The organism is Cytobacillus citreus, assembly GCF_018343665.1.
In the GTDB taxonomy this organism is placed as follows: domain Bacteria; phylum Bacillota; class Bacilli; order Bacillales; family Cytobacillaceae; genus Cytobacillus; species Cytobacillus citreus.
In genome coordinates this window covers 147,237-167,413 of record NZ_JAGYPM010000004.1, presented here as the reverse complement: position 1 = coordinate 167,413, position 20,177 = coordinate 147,237, and the positions used below count along the sequence as shown (strand labels likewise).

Annotated in this window: 24 protein-coding genes and 3 pseudogenes; 11 read left to right on the top strand and 16 right to left on the bottom strand. The window is 34.6% G+C overall.

Annotated features, from left to right (window positions below):
• Window positions 1-18 precede the first annotated feature (18 nt).
• Together KHA94_RS17485 and KHA94_RS17480 are read right to left on the bottom strand one after the other, a co-directional pair.
• Window positions 19-780, bottom strand: coding sequence for a hypothetical protein (locus KHA94_RS17485; RefSeq protein WP_213103420.1), 762 nt, complete (start codon window positions 778-780; stop codon window positions 19-21).
• A 1,049-nt stretch (window positions 781-1,829) separates the two neighbouring features.
• A complete protein-coding gene (locus KHA94_RS17480; RefSeq protein WP_249365581.1) occupies window positions 1,830-2,210 on the bottom strand; it encodes a GNAT family N-acetyltransferase in 381 nt (126 codons plus the stop codon).
• Between the two features lie 384 nt (window positions 2,211-2,594).
• Between KHA94_RS17480 and KHA94_RS26690 the strand changes: the two genes are divergently transcribed.
• From KHA94_RS26690 to KHA94_RS17460, 4 genes and pseudogenes are all read left to right on the top strand, one after another.
• Window positions 2,595-2,930 (top strand): FtsK/SpoIIIE domain-containing protein, encoded by a 336-nt coding sequence (locus KHA94_RS26690; protein ID WP_420828179.1) that lies wholly within the window; start codon window positions 2,595-2,597, stop codon window positions 2,928-2,930.
• Between the two features lie 186 nt (window positions 2,931-3,116).
• Window positions 3,117-3,990: pseudogene (locus KHA94_RS17470) on the top strand (recombinase family protein).
• Window positions 3,991-4,317: 327 nt separating this feature from the next.
• Window positions 4,318-4,536 (top strand): annotated as a pseudogene (locus tag KHA94_RS17465) (polymorphic toxin type 50 domain-containing protein); the annotation flags it as partial.
• Between the two features lie 23 nt (window positions 4,537-4,559).
• Window positions 4,560-4,844: a hypothetical protein gene (locus KHA94_RS17460; protein ID WP_213103418.1), complete on the top strand. Its 285-nt coding sequence runs from the start codon at window positions 4,560-4,562 to the stop codon at window positions 4,842-4,844.
• Between the two features lie 528 nt (window positions 4,845-5,372).
• Here the strand turns inward: KHA94_RS17460 and KHA94_RS17455 are convergent.
• The 6 genes and pseudogenes from KHA94_RS17455 to KHA94_RS17430 form a co-directional block, all read right to left on the bottom strand.
• A pseudogene (locus KHA94_RS17455) lies at window positions 5,373-5,822 on the bottom strand (VanW family protein); the annotation flags it as partial.
• Between the two features lie 290 nt (window positions 5,823-6,112).
• A complete protein-coding gene (locus KHA94_RS17450; RefSeq protein ID WP_213103906.1) occupies window positions 6,113-6,634 on the bottom strand; it encodes a GrpB family protein in 522 nt (173 codons plus the stop codon).
• Window positions 6,635-6,797: 163 nt separating this feature from the next.
• Window positions 6,798-7,175, bottom strand: a complete 378-nt coding sequence (locus KHA94_RS17445; protein ID WP_213103416.1) for a DUF4181 domain-containing protein — start codon at window positions 7,173-7,175, stop codon at window positions 6,798-6,800.
• A 290-nt stretch (window positions 7,176-7,465) separates the two neighbouring features.
• Complete coding sequence (locus KHA94_RS17440) at window positions 7,466-8,101, bottom strand: CPBP family intramembrane glutamic endopeptidase (protein ID WP_213103415.1); 636 nt, start codon at window positions 8,099-8,101, stop codon at window positions 7,466-7,468.
• Between the two features lie 127 nt (window positions 8,102-8,228).
• Window positions 8,229-8,477 (bottom strand): DnaJ family domain-containing protein, encoded by a 249-nt coding sequence (locus KHA94_RS17435; protein ID WP_338030837.1) that lies wholly within the window; start codon window positions 8,475-8,477, stop codon window positions 8,229-8,231.
• Window positions 8,478-9,179: 702 nt separating this feature from the next.
• Window positions 9,180-9,767: a GNAT family N-acetyltransferase gene (locus KHA94_RS17430; RefSeq protein ID WP_213103414.1), complete on the bottom strand. Its 588-nt coding sequence runs from the start codon at window positions 9,765-9,767 to the stop codon at window positions 9,180-9,182.
• 182 nt (window positions 9,768-9,949) lie between these two features.
• Here KHA94_RS17430 and KHA94_RS17425 point away from each other — a divergent pair, with 182 nt between their 5' ends.
• Complete coding sequence (locus KHA94_RS17425) at window positions 9,950-10,390, top strand: GNAT family N-acetyltransferase (protein ID WP_213103413.1); 441 nt, start codon at window positions 9,950-9,952, stop codon at window positions 10,388-10,390.
• Between the two features lie 88 nt (window positions 10,391-10,478).
• Here KHA94_RS17425 and KHA94_RS17420 read toward each other — a convergent pair whose 3' ends face one another.
• The 3 genes from KHA94_RS17420 to KHA94_RS17410 are packed head-to-tail and all read right to left on the bottom strand — an operon-like array spanning window position 10,479 to window position 11,898.
• A complete protein-coding gene (locus tag KHA94_RS17420; RefSeq protein ID WP_213103412.1) occupies window positions 10,479-10,991 on the bottom strand; it encodes a DUF6886 family protein in 513 nt (170 codons plus the stop codon).
• A 19-nt stretch (window positions 10,992-11,010) separates the two neighbouring features.
• Complete coding sequence (locus KHA94_RS17415) at window positions 11,011-11,451, bottom strand: hypothetical protein (protein WP_213103411.1); 441 nt, start codon at window positions 11,449-11,451, stop codon at window positions 11,011-11,013.
• A 27-nt stretch (window positions 11,452-11,478) separates the two neighbouring features.
• Window positions 11,479-11,898 (bottom strand): VOC family protein, encoded by a 420-nt coding sequence (locus KHA94_RS17410; protein WP_213103410.1) that lies wholly within the window; start codon window positions 11,896-11,898, stop codon window positions 11,479-11,481.
• Between the two features lie 197 nt (window positions 11,899-12,095).
• Here KHA94_RS17410 and KHA94_RS17405 point away from each other — a divergent pair, with 197 nt between their 5' ends.
• The 4 genes from KHA94_RS17405 to KHA94_RS17390 all read left to right on the top strand — a co-directional run bounded on the left by KHA94_RS17405 (window position 12,096) and on the right by KHA94_RS17390 (window position 16,312).
• Window positions 12,096-13,319 (top strand): MFS transporter, encoded by a 1,224-nt coding sequence (locus KHA94_RS17405; RefSeq protein ID WP_213103409.1) that lies wholly within the window; start codon window positions 12,096-12,098, stop codon window positions 13,317-13,319.
• Between the two features lie 357 nt (window positions 13,320-13,676).
• Window positions 13,677-14,243: an RNA polymerase sigma factor gene (locus tag KHA94_RS17400; RefSeq protein ID WP_213103408.1), complete on the top strand. Its 567-nt coding sequence runs from the start codon at window positions 13,677-13,679 to the stop codon at window positions 14,241-14,243.
• Window positions 14,221-15,843, top strand: a complete 1,623-nt coding sequence (locus KHA94_RS17395; protein WP_213103407.1) for a DUF4179 domain-containing protein — start codon at window positions 14,221-14,223, stop codon at window positions 15,841-15,843. Before KHA94_RS17400 ends, KHA94_RS17395 begins: the two co-directional genes overlap by 23 nt.
• A gap of 19 nt (window positions 15,844-15,862) precedes the next feature.
• Window positions 15,863-16,312: a GNAT family N-acetyltransferase gene (locus KHA94_RS17390; RefSeq protein WP_213103406.1), complete on the top strand. Its 450-nt coding sequence runs from the start codon at window positions 15,863-15,865 to the stop codon at window positions 16,310-16,312.
• A gap of 74 nt (window positions 16,313-16,386) precedes the next feature.
• Here KHA94_RS17390 and KHA94_RS17385 read toward each other — a convergent pair whose 3' ends face one another.
• From KHA94_RS17385 to KHA94_RS17370, 4 genes are all read right to left on the bottom strand, one after another.
• Window positions 16,387-16,845 carry an alpha/beta fold hydrolase gene (locus KHA94_RS17385; protein ID WP_213103405.1) on the bottom strand — a complete coding sequence of 153 codons (459 nt, stop codon included), beginning with the start codon at window positions 16,843-16,845 and terminating at the stop codon, window positions 16,387-16,389.
• Between the two features lie 484 nt (window positions 16,846-17,329).
• Window positions 17,330-18,049, bottom strand: coding sequence for a YebC/PmpR family DNA-binding transcriptional regulator (locus KHA94_RS17380; RefSeq protein ID WP_213103404.1), 720 nt, complete (start codon window positions 18,047-18,049; stop codon window positions 17,330-17,332).
• A gap of 46 nt (window positions 18,050-18,095) precedes the next feature.
• A complete protein-coding gene (locus KHA94_RS17375; RefSeq protein ID WP_213103967.1) occupies window positions 18,096-18,290 on the bottom strand; it encodes a hypothetical protein in 195 nt (64 codons plus the stop codon).
• Between the two features lie 79 nt (window positions 18,291-18,369).
• On the bottom strand, window positions 18,370-18,627 hold the full coding sequence (locus KHA94_RS17370) for a hypothetical protein (RefSeq protein WP_249365577.1): 258 nt from the start codon (window positions 18,625-18,627) through the stop codon (window positions 18,370-18,372).
• Window positions 18,628-18,765: 138 nt separating this feature from the next.
• Between KHA94_RS17370 and KHA94_RS17365 the strand changes: the two genes are divergently transcribed.
• Together KHA94_RS17365 and KHA94_RS17360 are read left to right on the top strand one after the other, a co-directional pair.
• Complete coding sequence (locus KHA94_RS17365; RefSeq protein ID WP_213103905.1) at window positions 18,766-19,164, top strand: GNAT family N-acetyltransferase; 399 nt, start codon at window positions 18,766-18,768, stop codon at window positions 19,162-19,164.
• Between the two features lie 2 nt (window positions 19,165-19,166).
• The gene (locus KHA94_RS17360; RefSeq protein ID WP_213103403.1) at window positions 19,167-19,697 is read left to right on the top strand and encodes a GNAT family N-acetyltransferase; all 531 of its coding nucleotides are present in this window, start codon (window positions 19,167-19,169) and stop codon (window positions 19,695-19,697) included.
• Window positions 19,698-19,929: 232 nt separating this feature from the next.
• Here KHA94_RS17360 and KHA94_RS17355 read toward each other — a convergent pair whose 3' ends face one another.
• Window positions 19,930-20,067 carry a hypothetical protein gene (locus tag KHA94_RS17355; protein WP_213103402.1) on the bottom strand — a complete coding sequence of 46 codons (138 nt, stop codon included), beginning with the start codon at window positions 20,065-20,067 and terminating at the stop codon, window positions 19,930-19,932.
• Between the last annotated feature and the right edge of the window lie 110 nt (window positions 20,068-20,177).

The window sequence follows — 20,177 nt, the reverse complement described above, 5'->3', positions numbered from 1 at the left end:
CGATTGTGTTCTTTCCTTTTAGTTTGGTACGTTTAATATGACATCCCCATAAAATTGTCCATCTAACTCAACTTCAATTCTCCATAATCCACCAATAGGAAGTTCGAAAAAAGTTGTAAATCTATTTAATGTAGGATAACCAGAACTTGGCTCTGTTATCTTTTCTGGAGGTACTGCCGTTATGCGCTCTCCAGCTTCTTTATGATAAGCATACATTGCTAATTCTTTTCCTTTGTAAGCTTCAAATGGCTCTGCAAAACTAAACATATACCCGTAAGATTTTCCTGCGACAAGGTTTGGGTCTGGATATATCGTAAACAAGACTTTGTCATTTTCAGCATATTCATGTCGGGGCTCCCAATTTATTGTTTTATATAATAATTCACTTTTTAAAATATGTGCGTTATCTTTATCTAATGATCCATAGCCTTCATCTTTACTTATAATTGTTGCAGTGCCGTTATTCTCACCAAACCAAATTTCGTATTCATACAATCTTTCAGGCATGTTTTTATTATATTCAAAAAATAAAGTGGCTTTTACGTCAGCTTCTCTGGCAATTTTCGCTTCTGTATTGGGTTCCCATTTTACCTTTTCAAATGCTGTTGTTAATTTTTTTATTGTTTCGCTGTCTGTTATCATGACAACATCTTCATAATTGCCATCAGGGTTCATTTTTTGAAAATCAACTCTTGTCAATTGTCCCTTTTCTTCCTTCATACAACCGGCCATTAACAAGATAGAAGCAAATAGAAAAGTAAAATATTTAATTTTTTTCATCCCACACCTCCATTAATTTAGACGTTTGAGTTAGCTATAATGTTCCATCTTAACAGACTAAATATTTACATTATTTCAATAAGTGATTACTGCTTTCTCAGCAGTTGTCGCCATACTCCCTGTTCCTCCCAGTTCACAAGCAGGATAGTAAAGCCTTCTTCTCTTAGTGCTTTTACAATCTTAGCTCTTCGTTCCCTTACTTCAATGATCGATTTCTTCTTCAAGAATGAAATGGCCATATTCTTTAAGTGCTACGATTGCATCTAATCACTTACTCTAGCAATCTGAGCTTCACACCCTATATTACCTTTTAGTTGCAGACCGTCTGTATTTCTGACTTTTCGAGCAACATCCAACACTTCCTTTGAAGGAGTTAATGGTGACCGAATTAGTGAGTTTTTCCTTTTTATGATTACATTCATTTTTTCTTTGTTATCGGATTGTTGGAGGGTTCCTTTTTATAGTTACATTGAACTCTTCTTTGTGACCGAATTAATGGGGGTTTCCTTTTTACGGTCACATTGAACTCTTCTTTGTGACCGAATTGATGGGGTTTCCTTTTTACGGTCACATTGAACTCTTCTTTGTGACCGAATTGATGGGGTTTCCTTTTTACGGTCACATTGAACTCTTCTTTGTGACCGAATTGATGGGGTTTTCCTTTTTACGGTTACATTAAGCTCTTCTTTGTGACCGAATTGATGGGGGTTTCCTTTTTACGGTCACATTGAACTTTTCTTGGAGGGACTAGAATTTTCTTTATTTTCTGAACTCATGAAACGAAAGTATTTTTTGGAAAGTATTCTATAAAATTTGTCTCCCCCTACTTACCCAAAGTTTATTTAAAGCAGAAAAAGACCTTACTTCTTAGTGAAGTAAAGCCTTTTTGTACAATGAAATTTATATGGTTCTCCCATATTAACTTTTAAGAGTAAAAACACTATTCGAAAACTCTATATACCATTGTTATAGATGTACCTGATACAGCGATTTCTTTGAACCCAAGTTTATTATATATATGGATTGCATTTTCATTATCTAGATCCACACTAATAAAAAAGAGATTTAAAACCATCTTCCAGTGCTTTCTGAATGATTTTATTCATAAGCAGTGTTCCTACCCCCATTCCCCTAGCATTCTTTGAAACTGCTATTCCTAATTCAGGGGTGTCAGGATCAACGTATCCATATCCTTTATTCAATTCATCAAATAATCTGTACCAGACTGCTCCTACTTTTTGATTATCATTATTTATAGCGATTAATGCTTTATCACCTTTTCGACCCCAATCTTCATAATATTTTTTTATTTGAGGTAGTTTTAATAACTTCTCTTTAGATGGTTTATTGTTTGGAATATGTATGGATTCATAAAGCATATCCTTAAAAAATTCAAACTCTTTTTCTTCAAGATTTCTTATGTAAAACAATTTAGATTTCACCTCATTTTTTAATAACAAATTACACGGTTTTAGGTTGATCCAGAAGTGGTTCATACATCATAATCGCATGGTTTTCCGTAACGAATTCATCATCTATTTGAACATTTTCTTTGTTAAATATTTTACGATGAATTCTATTATGTCTGACGTAGCCGCCCCAATATTCCTGTGTAATCAAGTGGGCTTGTTCATAAACTTCAAAGGCATGGTGTACCCTAAAATCCGTTCTGTTAAGTTCGATTACAAGAACAAGGCAGCCATTTATTGCTTTTCCATACCTACCGGGTTAGATCCAAAAGAGGTAAAGAAGAAAGAATACTGCTTTAAGCAAGTGTTTGGAGAGAACATCGAAATAAAGGGAGAAATAAAAGAATCAAACTAACTGTATTTACTGCTGTTCTTCCGTCCGTTCTTGAGTACGATTATGAGAAATACAAGCCGCACTTCAAGAAAATGAAACTTCCGATTGTGGCCGGATTGGACATTAACGGAAATATTATTGTTTACGACATGGTAAAGAATCCGCATTTATTAATTGCAGGAGAAACTGGTTCAGGAAAATCTACACAGATACGCTCAATCTTGAGCACATTAATTAAAAGCGTTTCCCCCGAAAGATGGCGTATCTCGAACAACCATTTATCGCTATTTGGAAAAACCTCTAAAATAAAACGTAAGGCACTTGTTACCAGCTCACAGCTTGAATAAATGCTTTTATTGTTTAGAATAGGTGTATTTTTAAGTGCAAAATAGCACTTAAAACAGGTGCAATTTACCGATTAAAGTGACATGCAGTCGTAAAATCCCTAATCTTTCGTTATCAGAACTATTATCAAAAACAAATTAACAATAACATCCCTTAATGATAAAATTATCACTATCAAAGGGGGAAGTATGATGCAATATACTTATGGATATGCGAGAGTTAGTACCAAGCAACAGGATTTGATTCGACAACTGGATTTGTTAAAGGAATACAACTGCACCGAAATATTAACAGAAAAAATGTCAGGTACAAAAACGAACAGACCAGAACTTATTCGATTAAAGGATAAGGTTAGACCCGGTGATTCAATCGTTGTTGAAAGTTTTTCAAGATTAGGCCGGAGTACAAAAGATTTGATAGAGTTAGTTGAGTACTTTGAAAATAAAAATGTGAAATTGATTAGCATAAAAGAGAACTTTGATACAAATACACCACAAGGTAAACTGATGCTTACTGTATTTCAGGCATTCAGCCAATTCGAAAGAGATCTAATTGCTCAACGAACAAAAGAGGGGTTAGAGAGTGCAAGGGCCAGAGGTAGAAATGGCGGCCGTCCAAGAGTGACAGAAAAACAGATAAATAAAGCTCTAAATCTATATCACTCTAAGGAATACAGTATTAGCGAGATCGTAGAAATGACCGGAATAAGTCAAGCAACATTGTATCGTTACATACAAACAACTCGTAAAGGTAAAGAGAAACAAGCTCCTATTGATCTAGAAAACACTGCCAAAACAAGAATGGGGCTGCGAATAGAAAATAACAATAAATTTGTACGTGGAAAAGGGAAGGTTAAGAGAAAGTATCGAACTGTTCCTAAAACATCATTACAAAATGGAGATCATAGCTAACGAGTATATAATCCACGTCCCTTATACAACTGTCGATGCATTAAAAAAGACAGTATATGATATTCTCGGTGAATTGGATAGTGAGGCTGATATGAGGAATTGTTTTATTGAAGCAGACGTTTATTGCGATGAATTAGGACTTACATGGTAAATTAAAATTAGTAATTGGAAAAAATATATAATTAGGGGAGAGTTGCAGAAATGAAAAAAGTCTTAGTTTCAACATTGTCTTTAGCAATGCTGACTGCCTAGGCAGTGCAAGGGTTTAGGTTATTTTTCGAATCGGATCTGATTGCTTATTTTGCATAAAATCCTGTATAAAAAGTTGTCCTATTATAAAAAAGAACAAGGGCTGTTAGAAGAGATTATTTTGAGTAAACAAGCAATAAAAAGAATATAAAAGAGCTAAAATTCCGACTGTAAAACCAAAACCGAATCTTTTTTGTTTATCTTCTTTTCTTAATTAGGTCACAACAACTTCCAGGTAGGAAAAAGTATTTTATCAGCTGATGCCAATGCATTATTAAAATCCCATGCTGGAAAGGGTACAATGATTAATGAATATAAAGAACGGGTGAATTTTGGAAAAATTATAGGAGATTATTACAATCCTACAACCAAACATTACTATCCTACAAAAAACGGTATCATTCATTATAGTAATACAGGTGCCCATATAGTTCCAGCAGCACCATAAAAATCCGAAGAAGGTGATAGCAAATGGTTTATATAGATAAGATTGTAAAGGAACTTCTTAAATATAAAACAGGTACCGTATTAAAAATAACCTGGGATAGCAATTATACAGGTACATATGAATTAGATACGTTTTATGATACAGACAATGGTTTAGAAATGAATGAAACTGATTATAAGGAATTTCATGTTGCGTTAGTAAAGGAACGCGGGAAAGGAAATAACTTCATAGAAATAGGAAATTCAAAAGATACACCTGTATCCATTGAAATTTTGAATACAGGTGAAGTTATATGGTGTAAAAAATAAATATTAGTAACCAACTATTAAAGGCGCGATTGTGGGGAAACGACGATAATGACGTCACTCCCCCCTGCTGCCATTTTACATTGACCAGGTAACCAACTGACCAACCAACCCAAAAATAATACCCGAAAGAGGGGGTAAAAGCGAAAAGGGAGGAGGGACGTCTAAGGGTTACCTTTTCATTTTGAAAAGATCTTACCCCACCATGATTTCTTTTCTTCCTTGTCAGAAGCAATTTCTACTTGGGTTCTTCGCATTTCCAACATTAATTCCCGATCCCTTCGCTCTGTTTCATCTTCAAGTTTTTTATTAAGTGCATTTATAATTTCATTTTTTTTGCAACTCCAACTGTTGATTTAAACTCTTACTTTGTTTATCTAGCCTTTCTATAAGCTCCTTATTAACCTCAACCAACATATCCAATTTTTCCTCTTGATCTTGAAGGCGCTTTTCTAGATTTGATCTAACCTCTGCTGATTGCAACATGGAGGAAGTCGTTTCCCCATTCATCCACCCCTGTATTTGTTTAATACGGTATCTTTCTGTGACAGTTAAAGGAGAATGCAACGTCATCCAATAAATTAAATTCGATAATTGGCATAGCCCACCCCCTACACCTGTTGTAACCTTTCCATAATGTAAAACCATACCATCCACATAACCTTTTCTCCTTGTTGTCTTACCAAGCAAGCACCAATAAGAAAATTTTTCTCCAGGTTTGACAATGACTTTATCTAGTTTATTAGTTGCGACCTTGAGATTCTTCACTTTATTTTGCTGCAGCCACATATCTACATCTTTTAATTCCCGAAGAAGCAATGTTTGATGGGTGAAAATCACATGCTGTAATAAAGGATTGCTCTTTTTTATTGAAAACTTCTTTTTCCCTATGAACCAATCTATATATCTCTTCAAACGGTAATACTTCTTCCCAAAATAAATTCGAGTAGAGCTCCTCTTTACAGGCTTAAGAGATTCCATGTTTTATTCTCCTACTATAAAAAATTCATAGTCCATTTAATTGAAATTTTTAAGAAAACAATGTTTAATCAGTACTTTTTTGAAAAAGCAGCTTATTTTTATTTCGAGGTTTCCACATACTAAAAATTTGATGTTATTGTGACATATCTGTGATTGGAGATTCTTTTTTCCAGTCAGTCGATCCCTCACTAGGATCGATAATCATAAAAAAACTCTCCTTTTAATTGCATTCCACCTGGAATAAAGTTTCCCTACAGATAGTTCAATAATTTAACTCAGAATAATGAACCTTATTTCTGATTTTCTTTATACCAATCTATAGCTAGTCGTTCAATTTCTTTAACAAGGTTTTCCTTACCAAGAATATACGATTGAATATCGTACGGAAACTGTTGAGACAATTGCTGCTTCAACTCACCGTACTTCTTCTTTGCTTCAGGATAAGCTATTAAATAATCGCGAAAAGCTAAATGCCGTTGTATTCCATCGTTCCCGAACTGATAAATATGTACATGATGAGTGCGATTGTCTCCTCCTTTTTGAAAGTATCTTCTATTTGGTATTCCATTTTCACCTTTGGGTTCATATCCCATGTCTTGCATCGCTTTATTGTATTTATCGACCATGTTAATATCTTTAACGACAGGCATAATGTCTATAATTGGCTTGGCTTTTAACCCTGGAACAGATGTACTGCCTATGTGTTCAATCACAACTATTTCTTCTCCGAAAATATCACTTAATTTGCTAGCTTCTTCTTCAAACATCGAAACCCATTGCTCGTTATACGGACATACTTCAACTTTCCTCAGATGAAACTCCTCATTTCTCTATAAGTAGTATCATGGCTTGGTTTATCTATCAAAATTCGAAAGTTATCTATTAATTTAATGGTTTGAATTTTTTACGCTCATTTATCTAGAATTAAACCGTTGGGTCTTTTAACAGCCCTCGTTAATTGAATAATAAGGTTTTTTATACTCTTTCTCCTACAAACAAAATTAGAAAGGCAACCAGTATCATAAAAGAACCTATAAATTTATGATAGTAGGATTTTTCAGTTCGGTTTATTAGTAGTTCTTCAATCCCTTGATTCACATCATCGAGGAAAAACATACCAAACATTGGACTTGTTCTGATAACCAGTGAATAAGTATGAAGATTTGTACCACTATTAAGGTTCAAAAAAATAAGAATGAAAAAATCAATAATTTTCGCATAGGTCTTTCTATTCTTAGAGAATAACCATTCATGTTTGTTTTGGATACCAAGATGTCTTTTCAAATACAACTGACTTACAAGTATATAAATTGCAAACATAACCACAATGCCTACAATTGTAATTGTATTCACTCTAGTTCCCCCTACATACTATCTCTTGTAACTTGTACCTTTATTTGAATAAATAATCATTGATTCTTCTTTTCGAGAGAAATGCAATAATTGCTCTATTAATATTGCAATTTGCATGGAATGTATTTCCTATTGTCATATCGTATGCCTCCCTGACAAGAAAGTATTCTTATTCGAGTAAGCTGCCCAGTTAACTTAAAAAGAAAAAGCCACCAAATGGCAGCTGGATCTTCAACTCTCGCCTCCCTTAGCATTAACTAACTGCCACATGAAGGTACTCCACTAATTGATTATTCAAAAAAAGAAGCACCAATTAAAGCTACGCTTGATGAAAATAGATTCCATAGGATATGAATGGTAATTGGAACTAATAATCTGTTAGTTTGATAATAACTATAAGTAATAACGACTGATAACCAAAATATTAAAGGAAAACCTGATAAAGTCATATGCCAGCCCGCGAAGATTACTGAGGTAAAAAGAATACTTAATAAAATAGTAAATTTCTTAGAAAATGAGGTAAATATAATTCTTCTGAATATTAACTCCTCTAATATTGGTGCTATAAAAACAAATGGAATAACTATTAAAGGGACTGCTTGTGTCATTCTCGAAGAATTAGATACTTCAGACGTGGAAAACAAAGGTGTTATTGTAGCGATAACTATAAATCCTATTATTACTATAAAAAACCATTTGATAATTGCATATATTGATTGTTTAACCGTTGATTTTCTTTTTTCAAATACCATTAGTTTTAAATCGTCTTTCAATAAATATAAAGTTACGAACAATAACAAGGGGGAAAGCATAAAATTAAGTATGATCACTAAACTTCTCGGATTATTAAATATCAAAGTGATTACATCACCTAAAAGTCCTACTCCAAAGTAAATTATCAATGCATATACATGATTTTTTTTCATTTATATCTCCACTCAACCATAATAGATATTTTATATATTAAGAAAATTCCTTCTTCAGCCTACACCGTTAATTAAAGAAGGAAGAGATCAAAAATGTGTATAAATAATGAGTTTAATTTAAAGAAGCTCACCAAATACTTTTAGCTATTTCTAATTCATCTAATGAAATTAAATTTTTTTGCATTTGGGTAGGACATATTAAATTATGTTTTTTAATTTTCTGATTTATTAGTTTTATATCCTGTTCTGTTTTACAAGAATGCACTAGTTGAGAGATTTCTTTTTGTAGCTTTAACCAAGGAGGTATATATCCTGCATCCTTTGCTATATTTTGGAAGTGCTGATATGTATCCATTTTTAAATATTCTTCAGATATTGGTTTTCCTTTCTCCTTATAGTTATCTTTTTCCCCTGCTTCTTCTAAAATATCTCCTAATTTAAATCATTATATTTCCTCTCCATAAGATCCTCCGGTATATTTTTTTAGTCTAGCATTTTATGATTATTTAACCATTAGCCACTTTCGTATCCTCACTAAAATAAAGTGAAACTTCCATAAGTGGGGGTTTTTCGACGCACAGGACGTGCTAGTGCCGACGTTGCCACAGGACGTGGCGTTCTTAGTCGGCTTTCATCCCCCACTTATGGTTAGTTGAACCAATCACGCTCAAAACGCCACGTCCTCCCAAAAGCTCTGCTTTCGGTCGTGCGATGAAATGCGGATGAAGTACTCCTTGTCCTGTGGCTTTCGCCTGACTAGGACATCGTGTCCGTCGTCGGGCCTTTACGGGCAGTTGATCCCCCACTTAGGTTTCTTTAATTCTCTCGCAACCTTGAAGTGGGGGTCTTACTGCCCGTTAATCTGCGATAAAAATAAGTAGTAGATTGTCCAGAACCAATTAGGGAGAGTTTCCCAATACATTCTTCCACCCCATTTTATTCTAAAATTAAAATTTCACCGCCCCCTGGAATGTAACAAAACTTATCAATATTATTCAATAATTCCGATAATTCAAAACGCGAAGTTTCTATTCTTAAAAGGCAATAATTCATCTCTTATACCCATTTGTTTAATTACCTAACTTAGCTGTTTCTCGAAACAAAAACATTCGTGGACTCGCTTAAATTTATTCTTTACTATTTCTTTCTCTTCACCAACATAATGTGCGAATACTTGAACAGGATACAACATTGGAACTTCACTTCTTAAAACTCCCTTTAATTCTTCTCCACCATTTATAAATACTTGCAGATACGATTCTACCTTTTCAAAATGGTTAGCCTCATACCATTTGATTACCCAATCATCGTCTCTTGTCCACGCTTCAAGACGGTTCAATCCAATATCCTTTGATATATTCTCAGCTTCTAAGAGTAACTTTTTACCTATTCCTCGCCTACGAAAATCTGGATGGACTGCTATATGCCATATCATTCCACCGTTTCCCTTTCCTCTTGAACAAACTGTTCCTTCTTCTATCTCATATTCAATATCTATCAATCCAACAATTTGATTATCAATCACTGCTACTAATTCTATAGATGGATTTTCATACTTTTCTTTTTCTTTTAACACGTTATCAAAATATGCTGTATCCAAAAAAGATAATATCCTACAGCGTACCCATCCTAATTCATCTTCTTCCTTATATCTTCTAATGTCCATATCTAATTTCTCCTTAAGATTATTCACCTTCTAAATATAACTTCAATTTAAGACTTCAATATCCTATTTTTATAATCCTTCTAAAATATTCCTCAAAAAATATTAAACTAATGCAGGATTTCTAAAACAGTAAGAGAATTACCTATTACATTCAATTTTTATCAAAGGATTGGAGGAACAACATGATTGAGGTTCTAAAAATTAATCCCGAAATGACCTACAGTCTTAGACATAGGGTTTTACGTCCTCACCAGACAGTTGAGGACTGCAAATATGATACAGATCATGAAGCTGGTGCATTTCATGTTGGAGCATTTTATCAAGGAGAGCTCGTTAGTATTGCTTCCTTTTGCGTTGAAAACAATCCTGATTTTACAATTGAAAAGCAATATCGCTTACGAGGAATGGCAACTCTTGTAGAGTTTAGAAATTTAGGAGCTGGTAGATCACTTGTTACCTTTTCCGAAAATTTGATAAAAGAGCAGGGGTTTGACCTATTATGGTGCAATGCAAGAACCACAGTACAAGAATATTACAATAAATTAGGGTTTAAAGTATATGGTGAAATTTTTGATTATCCTCCTATTGGTCCACATATTGTAATGTATAAAAAATTAACATAAAAAAGCAAGTGGTCAATCGCCTTCATAGATTGACCACTTCGATAACATATCCGATTTTTTCTCTATCATACTCTTAAATATCAAGCCCTCATGATTTTGATGCACTTATCGCGTTGCCAAATCTAATAATAGAAAAACCTAAGGTTGAAGAAATAACCATGTCTCGAATTGGATAGAGATCCGGAGTAAATCTTAATTCTATGCTTTCACTCAAGAGCTTTTCTAATAAAATTCCAACAGGCTCAACCTTAGTCGGAGAAACCTCTTGATCGGATACATAATATCCAGCGTTTTCATCAAACATTTCAAATGAGTCTGCACTAAATGAATAGACATATAGTTTTGTCTGACGAATCCGTTCTAACCAACGGCTTTCTACTGTGATAATCTTGTCTGCACTTGAGCCGAAAAAGAATTGATTTTTATCATTTTCGTTCGTATAATCTGCCTTCCAATAAATAACTCTTGGACAATCTCGCGGAAAATAGTAGTAAATGGAATGTTCTTGATCAATTGCCCAAACAACTGGTTTCGCAGATGTTTTGGATGGTCTAGGTGAAAAGGTTATTATATGAGGGTTTTCGCTAAAATGGTATAACAATAGAAAACCTCCAATCTCTTTATTTCTTACTGATTTTTGCTTTTTTCATGCGTAAAAATAGTACGATTATAACTGCTGCTATTATAAGAAATGGATACACTTTCATAACAATATTCATCCAATGAAAAGGTGCTTCATGAACGTAGGCAGCTTTTAACCACTGTTTTTCTTTAACTTCAACGGCAATTGAGCTGTCAGTGGAAATACCGTTTATTTCATAATACTTTGTTCCTTTCGGATAAGAATTAGAAGCATTGCCATAATAATTGCCAGACAAAGGGTCAGTTTTCGTTTTTACTTTTCCAATAACCTTCCCTACTTCACTTTCAAGTACCTTTTCTTCTGTCACTTTATAAACATTCCCATTCCAAACAACAAAGGAATAAGCCCAATCAAGAGCATGAACAGAGAAGTTGATTGAAAATATCATCAGTAGAACTAACAATATTATTTTTTTCATAAATAAGTCCCCCAATTAACATCCTTTTTAATACGAATTGAAGAATTTCTCTTTAAAAATAGGACTTAATTCGCTCCAAACATCAAATTTATTTCCGTCGAGGTCAGAAAATACAAAGTTCCGTCCAGAATGTCCCCTATCCTCAATTTCCCCAACCTTGATTCCTCGGTTAATAAAATCCTTATGAATTTCTTCTAAAGCAGCCATTCCATTCACTTCAAAAGTCATTGAGAAGCGCTCATTGCCTTTACTATCAATAAAATTTGAACTTTGATCTTCTTTCGATTTAACTAAAAAAAAGCTCTGGTTAGCGAAATTCAGAATAGCCTTTTCTTGATCTTTATAGCTTAGCTCAGCTCCTAGCTTTTCCGTATACCATTGAGCTGAACTGTCTACATCCACTACAGGAATATAAATCGTCCCCACCCTTATTAATTTTTCACGCATGATTTCATCTCCTATTAGTTAGTTAAATAGTATTTCTTCTAATAAATGTTTTTTCCTTCTAACCATTTATATTCGAATCACTACACTTAGCAGTACATTTGAAAAATTAACCAAATCTTAGCACGATAATGATATGATAATAAAAAAACAGTAGGTATCTCTCGTATTTAACAGGTTTATCATTAAGGAGTGTTTTTTTGAAATGTCCATTTTACTTATTATTAATAAGTCAGTCTTCTACAAAACTAGCTTATTCTTTATATACAATGACAATCATTACATTTATCTATCAAGAAACGAATTCAGCCACTTTTGCATCAGCTGTCACCATTATTAGTATGATTTCGCAAATTATAAGTGGCTCTACAGTACCACTTATGATGGAAAAATATACTTTGAAAAGGATTCTATTCATTTCACAGATGTTCCATATGCTTTTTTATGCCTTTATAGTAATCTCGTTATTATTTATCCCTAGACCAATCAATTATATTTTGCTCTTTTTTTTATTAGCATTTATTTCATTTTTTAATGGCTGGTCTAATCCTTCGAGGAGCGCCCTAATCCCAGAGATCGTTTCAAAAGAAAAATTAGTAAATGCTAATAGTATTTTGTCTACTACTGATCAAATATTACTCCTTCTTGGCTGGTCCATCGGGGGTATTCTAATCGTTTATCTCGGTCATTATAAAGTCGTTATCATGACCATTATATTGTTGTTGATTTCTATCCTTTCTTTAATGATGTTAAAGACGAATGTGACAGTTCGTAACAAGAAGAAAAATAGTCCATTAGAATCTCTAAAGGAAGGCTGGGTCATTGTTTTTAAACACCCTACCTTAAGCACGATTACGAAAATGGATATCATTGAATTATTTGGTGGAAGCATTTGGATTGGAGCTGTCACCTTAATCTTCGTTCAAGAAGCATTAGGTCAAGATGAAAAATGGTGGGGATATATTAACTCAGCTTATTATGCAGGAACGATTATAGGCGGTATTTTAGTATGGAAATGTTCTAAATATATAAATCAGTCTCTCGTACTTTTCATTGTTATTGGATCAGTTGGTGTTTCTATTCTTACCATCATCTATTCTTTTGTTAGTGTTCCTATTTTCGCTTTGTTATTAGTTATCTTAATGGGCCCTTTATATCAAGTTAGAGATATTGCTCAAAGTACATTTATTCAAAACTCCATCAATAAAGAACTTTTAGGAAAATACTTAGCTTCAAAGGCAACCATAAATCAAGCAGTCTTTAGTTTATCTGTTTTTATCATTGGTTTGCTTGTAGATTTAGTAAGTGCAAGATTTGTATATCTGTTTTCCGGAATATTATTGCTTAGCTCTGGGATCTACGGCTATCAAAAATTATTCAAAAATCATCAAACCCACGTAGATCAAACTCAAAAATACGATTAGATATCTAGTTAAAGTTTTTTGTATAGGCTTGATGGTTGCTGCGGCAGCCATTTTCTTTTTCTATGTTAAACTTTCCTGTTGATCTCCGCTGCAGGCACTCGCTTTCCGCGGGCGGTCCGGAAGCCTCCTCGTCGCTATCGCTCCTGCGGGGTCTCCCTTTGACTCGCTTCTCCCGCAGGAGTCTCGCGCCTTCCGCTCCAATCAACAACAAAATAGCATGATCAACACTAAGCTTTAACACAAACTTTTCTTTAATAATTTTTTAATTAGATGAAATTATTTAGAGATTGAACTCGTTATTATAAATGAAATCCCAAAGCGAGACATGCGCATGATCGTTTCAGTAAGGAGGTCAAAATGGAAGAAGAACTGCATTGGATCCAAGAAGTGCTATCCGGCAACAAGCATGCCTACGCACACATTATTAATAAATATAAAAATCCGTTATATGCCACAATTTTACGAATGACAAGAAATCCTCAGGATGCTCAGGATTTAGTACAGGAGGCTTTTATTAAAGTCTATCATCAGCTCGGTAAATTTGATGGAAAAGGATCGTTTTCCAGCTGGATCTATCGGGTGGCGATTAATCACTGTATGGATGAATTCCGAAAGAAACGCTATCAAATGAAACAGGTGGAAATCAACGAAGAAAAAATGGTGAACTCGAACCATCCTGAAGTGATTTTCTTAAAGAAAGAAAAAAATAGGCAGCTCGAGCGTTTGATTGCTACGCTGCCAGAAGATGAACGAATGATCATCCTCTTAAGATATGCAAATGAATTAAGCTATAACGAAATCAGTGAGATTGTCGAACTCCCTCTTTCAGATGTCCGCAATAAGCTTCATCGGGCTAAGAAAAAAATGAGAGATATAGTAAAACGCGAAGGAGGCTATTTTCATGAATTGTCCAACGGCGGATAAACTTTCACAGTTTGTTGATAACCTGTTAGTAGAACAGGAGCAATCTGATATAAATACTCACTTAAAAAGCTGTAATGAATGCAGGAGAATCGTGGAAGCTTTTAAAGATGAACAACAATTTTTAAGAGAAACTTTACAAACACCAACATTACCTGATGACTTTGATTCCTTAGTTCTTGATCAGCTTGAGCCTTATAAACAGAAGGCTGTCCGCAGAAAAAGAACTCCTTGGAAAAGGATTATACTTTCTGCAGCGGTAGTGGTAGTAGCTATTGGATTAAGCGCAGCTCTGAATCCTAGCTTTGCCCAGTGGATTGGCGGCTTGTTCTCAACCGAACAAGTTGATGAGGGATTAAGAATGGCAAAGGATGCAGGACTCGTACAACGAGTAAATCAAGAAGTAACGAATAATGGAATTACATTTAAAGTGGAAGATGTCATAACTGATTCTTCTCGGGTCGCATTGTCCTATCAAATAATCAATACAGATGGAAAACTACAAGATACACAACTAGACATTGATGTTTTACAAGACAGCATCATGGCCTTCGATCAAAATGGAAAACGTATTGAACACATTGGCATGGGTTGGTCTGAAGGAAGTGATTACGGTTTAATTGAAATTTCATTGCGAGAACAGCCAACAGTAGAGGCAATGACCGTAAAGTTTAATTTTGATGAGCTAAATGGAGTAAAGGGCAACTGGAAACTAGAAATCCCTATTAATCTTAAGGAAGCTCGTCAAGTTACAATCTCTCTTCCATTAAATGACAAAAATAGTAACAAGCATGGTATCAACATTAATATGACTGAATTTCGCTTTTCTCCATCCTCTAGTGAATTTCTATATGAAACAACCTTTACAGAAGAAGAGCAAGTAAAAGTAAAAGATGAAGTTCAGAAGCTTGAAACTAAGTTCGGTGAGGAAAAAGTAACTGGTGCAACCAACTATGGAACTGCTATTTCTTATCATATCGAGAATGAGGAAGGGAAAGCGATTTATCATCATAATCATAATACCTTTTTTGAAGATGAAGCGTATTCTCATGGCTCAGGACAATTACAAAGTTCGAGCTTTGACATGGAACAACTCGGTCAAATCGCTTGGAATGATTCCTTTATTCCGCAAAAGGATAAGCAAAAGCTGACCTTTGTGTTAGATGGCGTTTTTAAAACCGTACCATCCGATTTTTCTATAAAAATAAAACCGAATGATTTGAAGAAAAACCCTGTGTCATTTGAGTACGAAGGAAACTTTATCACGATAAAAAAAGCGAAGAAAGAAAATGATTATTCGCTGCGAAAATCACTTATGCCTATCGAAAAAGAAACGTCTTTTATCATTGAAATGGAGGGCGGAAGAGAAGCTACTGCTTCAGAACTTGGCGATTGGGTTTTAGTCGATGATAAAGGAAAAACATATTCTACTTATGGCGGGGGATCTATTCTCAATGAAAAAGATAAGAATGGCCGCTACAAGACATCGATCAACCTCAAATCGTATGACTTGGAAGAAATTCCAGAGGAATTGACGCTGCATTTACTTTCCGTCACTCGCTATAATGAGGTCAAGGATAAGTGGAAAGTTCCATTATATTAATTACTCAAAAGGGGAATTTATGGTCCATAACAATGTTCAACTAGTAGAATTAAACAAAGATAATTGGTATGACTGCTGTACTTTAGAAGTATCTGAGAATCAAGTAAATCATATTGAGCCTAATGCCGTTTCGATTGCTCAATCAAAATTCGAACCATCATTGAAACCTTATGCTATCCAATTTGAAGATAAGATCGTAGGTTTTCTAATGTTCAATACGACCCTGGAAGAACTTGATGGTTATTGGATATATCGCATTATGGTAGATAAAAACTACCAGCAAAAAGGGATAGGTAAGAAGGCAACCAAATTAATGATTGCTGAAATGTCTAAATTGCCAAATTGTAAAAAAATCGTTGTTGGCTATCATCCTGAAAACATTGGAGCACATCAATTATATGCGAGCTTAGGCTTTATTGATAATGGCGATAGATTTGGGAAGGAAATGGCTGTTGTATTAAACATTTAAGTCATAGTTTTTTAGGATTATGAATGTCATAGAAAATGCCTTAGCTTGTTAAGCTAAGGCATTTTTATATTGGGTTAACTATTTTTAAGGAGAATATTTTTTTCTGCCCAATTTTTCATAATAGAAAGCATTTCAGGGCTTAACGGCTTTGAAAAGCCTTTTTTATAAATGGATTTAAGTTTTAACATCGAGACCGGCTCCTCTTGTTCCCGGAGGAGATGATTCATGGCTCTTACATTATACGCGTCTGCTGGCCCATTTACTTTTTCCTTAAATAAATGGACATGCATTGGATCTACCTGAACATCCTTCTCTCCTGTAATGGCAAGTATAGGACATGTAACACCTGCAAGATCCTCGTCATTCTGATATTGAAAATGTTCACGCATCCATTTAGCATTGATTTTTGCAATACCTTTTTTGACTACGGTTTCATTAGACGTTATTAATTCATCAAATAGTTTTGCTTGCTTTGATGATGAGATTTTATGCACCTTTAACCCTCGAAGCAGTAGTCCTAGGAAGCCCTTCATGTTCGTAACCTCCTCCTCAAGCAAACGCGTCTGCATTTCAGAGGCATTTCTTACATTGTCCGCCTGTCCTGCCAGCAAAATCAATCCAGCAGCCTTCACCCAAATTGAATCTGTAGTTCTTTCATGGTTTTACCCCCACTAATTAATTTCTAATTATATGACGGCTAACGTTGAAAAATCGTTCATTTACTTTAAAGAAAAAGATCTGAAAAATAATTTTGCTGATATATGATTACAACCTAAATGTTACCATGGATATAGAAAAGAAAGATATTTGGTACGATGAAAGTATGAAGGTTACCGTGATCTTGGAAAAAAGGAGGTTACGGGCATATTGAACGCCTCATTGTTACCGTGTTCCTGGAAAAATAAAGAATCCGGGCTCATTGAACGCAACATTGTTACCGTGAGCTAGTAACAAGATTTCTAATATCAGCCTAACTAAAAAAGCAGACCTTTTTTCATCCCAAAGGTCTGCTTCCATTTATTCACCTAAGTCTACATTATGATACACTTGTTGAACATCATCTAGATCTTCTAGTGCATCAATCATTTTTTCAAATTTTTCTTGACCATCCTCAGGTAATGTAATTTCATTTTGAGCAAGCATCGTGATTTCCGCAACTGTAAATTCTGTTACACCAGCAGTTTTCAATGCTTCCTGCACTGCATGGAATTGATCGGGCTCGGCATAAATAATAACCGATTCCTCTTCTTCTAAAATGTCGCTTGCATCAACATCTGCTTCCATTAAGATTTCAAGCACTTCGTCTGCTGATTTCCCTTCAAGACCAATAACAGCAGTTGGATCAAACATGTAGGCAACAGAACCACTTACACCCATGTTTCCACCGTTTTTCCCAAATGCAGCTCGTACATCTGATGCCGTACGATTGACGTTATTTGTCAATGCATCTACGATTACCATTGAGCCATTTGGTCCGAAGCCTTCATAACGAAGCTCAGAATAGTTTTCATCTGACCCGCCTTTTGCTTTATCAATTGCACGATCAATAATATGTTTTGGTACATTGTAGGTTTTAGCTCTTTCCAAAACAAATTTTAAAGCTTGATTGGCTTCTGGATCAGGTTCACCTTGCTTAGCTGCTACATAAATCTCTACTCCGAACTTAGCATATATACGACTTGTATTAGCATCTTTTGACGCTTTCTTATCCTTAATATTGTTCCACTTACGGCCCATAATGAACACTCTCTTTCCACTTTGAATCTACACAAAAATATTAATACTAAATAAGCTCTTGTTCAATACTTTTTAAAAATAACTTTAAAAGAAGATTAAGTTCTTCTAACCAAATTATATTACTCACTATATTCTTTTCCCAAATAATATTATATCCAAACTCTTTATTCGTTTCGAAGTTTAGCAAATATAAATGAAAATCTATTTTTCTAACTCTATATATTCTCTTAGCAATTTCCACTCATTTTCTTCTCGTCTCCAAACAAACATGCATTTTGCAGGATAGGCTTTACCGTCAATCACTGCTGTTTCAGTCCCAATTACAACAAACTCTTCTCCATCCTTTCGCATAGAAATGGAGCTGGCTCGAAGCTTTTTTCGGAATTGTCATATTGCTTCAACACTGCCTCAATATCATAGGTATTATCATACTGATCAGGCAGTTCGAGATTCGAATTTGCCCAATATCCTACGAAGCTTTTAGACATATAATTTCTAAGTTTATCTCCATTCTTACTTAATAAAGCCTCATTCCAGCATTGGAAATAATCATTTAACACCTTATGATAATGTTCCATTTTGCCCCTCCTCTTTTTTTCAATATTTTCTACAAATGCAGCTCTATTTCCTTTTAATTCCTTCTGCATTTTTAAAGGATTCTTTCACTTCTATGAAGAATTTTATTTTGACCCCAAACTTTTTAAGGAGTAATAATGATGAAAATTAGATATACTGACGAAATTGCTAATCCCGATCAACTATTCACACTTTATCAAAATGATGGCTGGAATGAGTTTTTGAAGCTGCCGAAAGAGTCTCTGTATAAAGCAATGCTTCAAAGCTGGCATGTTCTATGTGTATATGATGAAGACCTATTAATTGGAACTGGACGAATCATTTCAGATGGAGTCATTAACGGCTATATATGTGGAATAATTGTTCAGCCAAGCTATCGGAATAAAGGAATCGGAAAGGAAATAGTTCGTAGATTGGTGAGAAAAGGGAAGGAAGCTAAATTACATATTCAGTTGCTCTGCGAAGACAATAAAGCATCTTACTATAAGGAACTTGGTTTTGAGATATTTACAGTCGGTATGAAATACGAAGGAAAATAATTATGATTCATTTCAAAGTATTAACTACACATGAATTATCCCCTAATCTATTAACAACATTTAATCGGTATCAGGAAACGAATCACCTATGGTTTAAAGCAAAAGATGAATACATCATTAAAACTGACTACTTTGCTGAGCATTGGGATCATGAAAAAAAGAATCAAGTCATTCTAGAGTTGAAAAATTGTGTCCTATCAAATGGAACTGTAATCGGAGCCTTTTCAGATAGAAACTTAATCGGTTTCGCAAATGTGGAAGACGAATTATTCGGGAAAAATAAAGAATATCTTGAACTTTCTTATATTCATGTCTCTAATGAATATAGAAATTACGGGATTGGAAAAAAGCTATTTCAAATATGTTGTGAAAAAGCAAAACAAATGGGTGCCAAGAAGCTATACATTGCAGCCCATCCTTCAGTAGAAACACAGCATTTTTATAAAGCAGTCGGGTGTACTCATGCTTTAGAAATAAATCAAAAGATCCTTAACAAAGAGCCTTTAGATATTCAATTAGAAAAAGTTTTATAAAGTGAAACTTCCATCAGTGGGGGTTTTCTTTCCTCCTCCACTGATGGTTAGTTGAACCAATCGGGCCTTTATGGGCAGTTGATCCCCCACTTAGGTTTCTTTGATTCTCTCGTAACCTTGAAGTGAGGGTCTTACTGCCCGTTAATCTGCGATAAAAGATCGGCTATAAATTTCAGCCAGCTCCTAAGTGCATACATATTTGCACTTAAGAGCTGGCTTCGTTGTTACTGGCTTAATATTCTATTTCGTCAAAATCCTTAGGCTGAGGAACCGGCTGCTTATTGTCTGGATTAGAGAATTCTCGTATAAGTTGCTGTTCATTTTGACCATCCACATTCACCATTTCCTTAGGCTTTTCTTGTTCCTTCATAGCAAGCAACCCTTTCAAGCTTTTATTTCATAGGGTTCACTATTTATGGAGGAATCATACGCAAAGGGGTTTTCCTTATTAAACTCTTCGTGATTTTTCGAAAAAGTGGG

Bases quoted from the DNA above. Each gene is read 5' to 3' on its own strand.
- KHA94_RS17485 (WP_213103420.1), bottom strand. From the start codon at position 780: ATGAAAAAAATTAAATATTTTACTTTTCTATTTGCTTCTATCTTGTTA.
- KHA94_RS17460 (WP_213103418.1), top strand. From the start codon at position 4,560: ATGGTTTATATAGATAAGATTGTAAAGGAACTTCTTAAATATAAAACA.
- KHA94_RS17440 (WP_213103415.1), bottom strand. From the start codon at position 8,101: ATGAAAAAAAATCATGTATATGCATTGATAATTTACTTTGGAGTAGGA.
- KHA94_RS17430 (WP_213103414.1), bottom strand. From the start codon at position 9,767: ATGGACATTAGAAGATATAAGGAAGAAGATGAATTAGGATGGGTACGC.
- KHA94_RS17425 (WP_213103413.1), top strand. From the start codon at position 9,950: ATGATTGAGGTTCTAAAAATTAATCCCGAAATGACCTACAGTCTTAGA.
- KHA94_RS17415 (WP_213103411.1), bottom strand. From the start codon at position 11,451: ATGAAAAAAATAATATTGTTAGTTCTACTGATGATATTTTCAATCAAC.
- KHA94_RS17410 (WP_213103410.1), bottom strand. From the start codon at position 11,898: ATGCGTGAAAAATTAATAAGGGTGGGGACGATTTATATTCCTGTAGTG.
- KHA94_RS17400 (WP_213103408.1), top strand. From the start codon at position 13,677: ATGGAAGAAGAACTGCATTGGATCCAAGAAGTGCTATCCGGCAACAAG.
- KHA94_RS17395 (WP_213103407.1), top strand. From the start codon at position 14,221: ATGAATTGTCCAACGGCGGATAAACTTTCACAGTTTGTTGATAACCTG.
- KHA94_RS17390 (WP_213103406.1), top strand. From the start codon at position 15,863: ATGGTCCATAACAATGTTCAACTAGTAGAATTAAACAAAGATAATTGG.
- KHA94_RS17385 (WP_213103405.1), bottom strand. From the start codon at position 16,845: ATGAAGGGCTTCCTAGGACTACTGCTTCGAGGGTTAAAGGTGCATAAA.
- KHA94_RS17380 (WP_213103404.1), bottom strand. From the start codon at position 18,049: ATGGGCCGTAAGTGGAACAATATTAAGGATAAGAAAGCGTCAAAAGAT.
- KHA94_RS17370 (WP_249365577.1), bottom strand. From the start codon at position 18,627: ATGGAACATTATCATAAGGTGTTAAATGATTATTTCCAATGCTGGAAT.
- KHA94_RS17365 (WP_213103905.1), top strand. From the start codon at position 18,766: ATGAAAATTAGATATACTGACGAAATTGCTAATCCCGATCAACTATTC.
- KHA94_RS17360 (WP_213103403.1), top strand. From the start codon at position 19,167: ATGATTCATTTCAAAGTATTAACTACACATGAATTATCCCCTAATCTA.
- KHA94_RS17355 (WP_213103402.1), bottom strand. From the start codon at position 20,067: ATGAAGGAACAAGAAAAGCCTAAGGAAATGGTGAATGTGGATGGTCAA.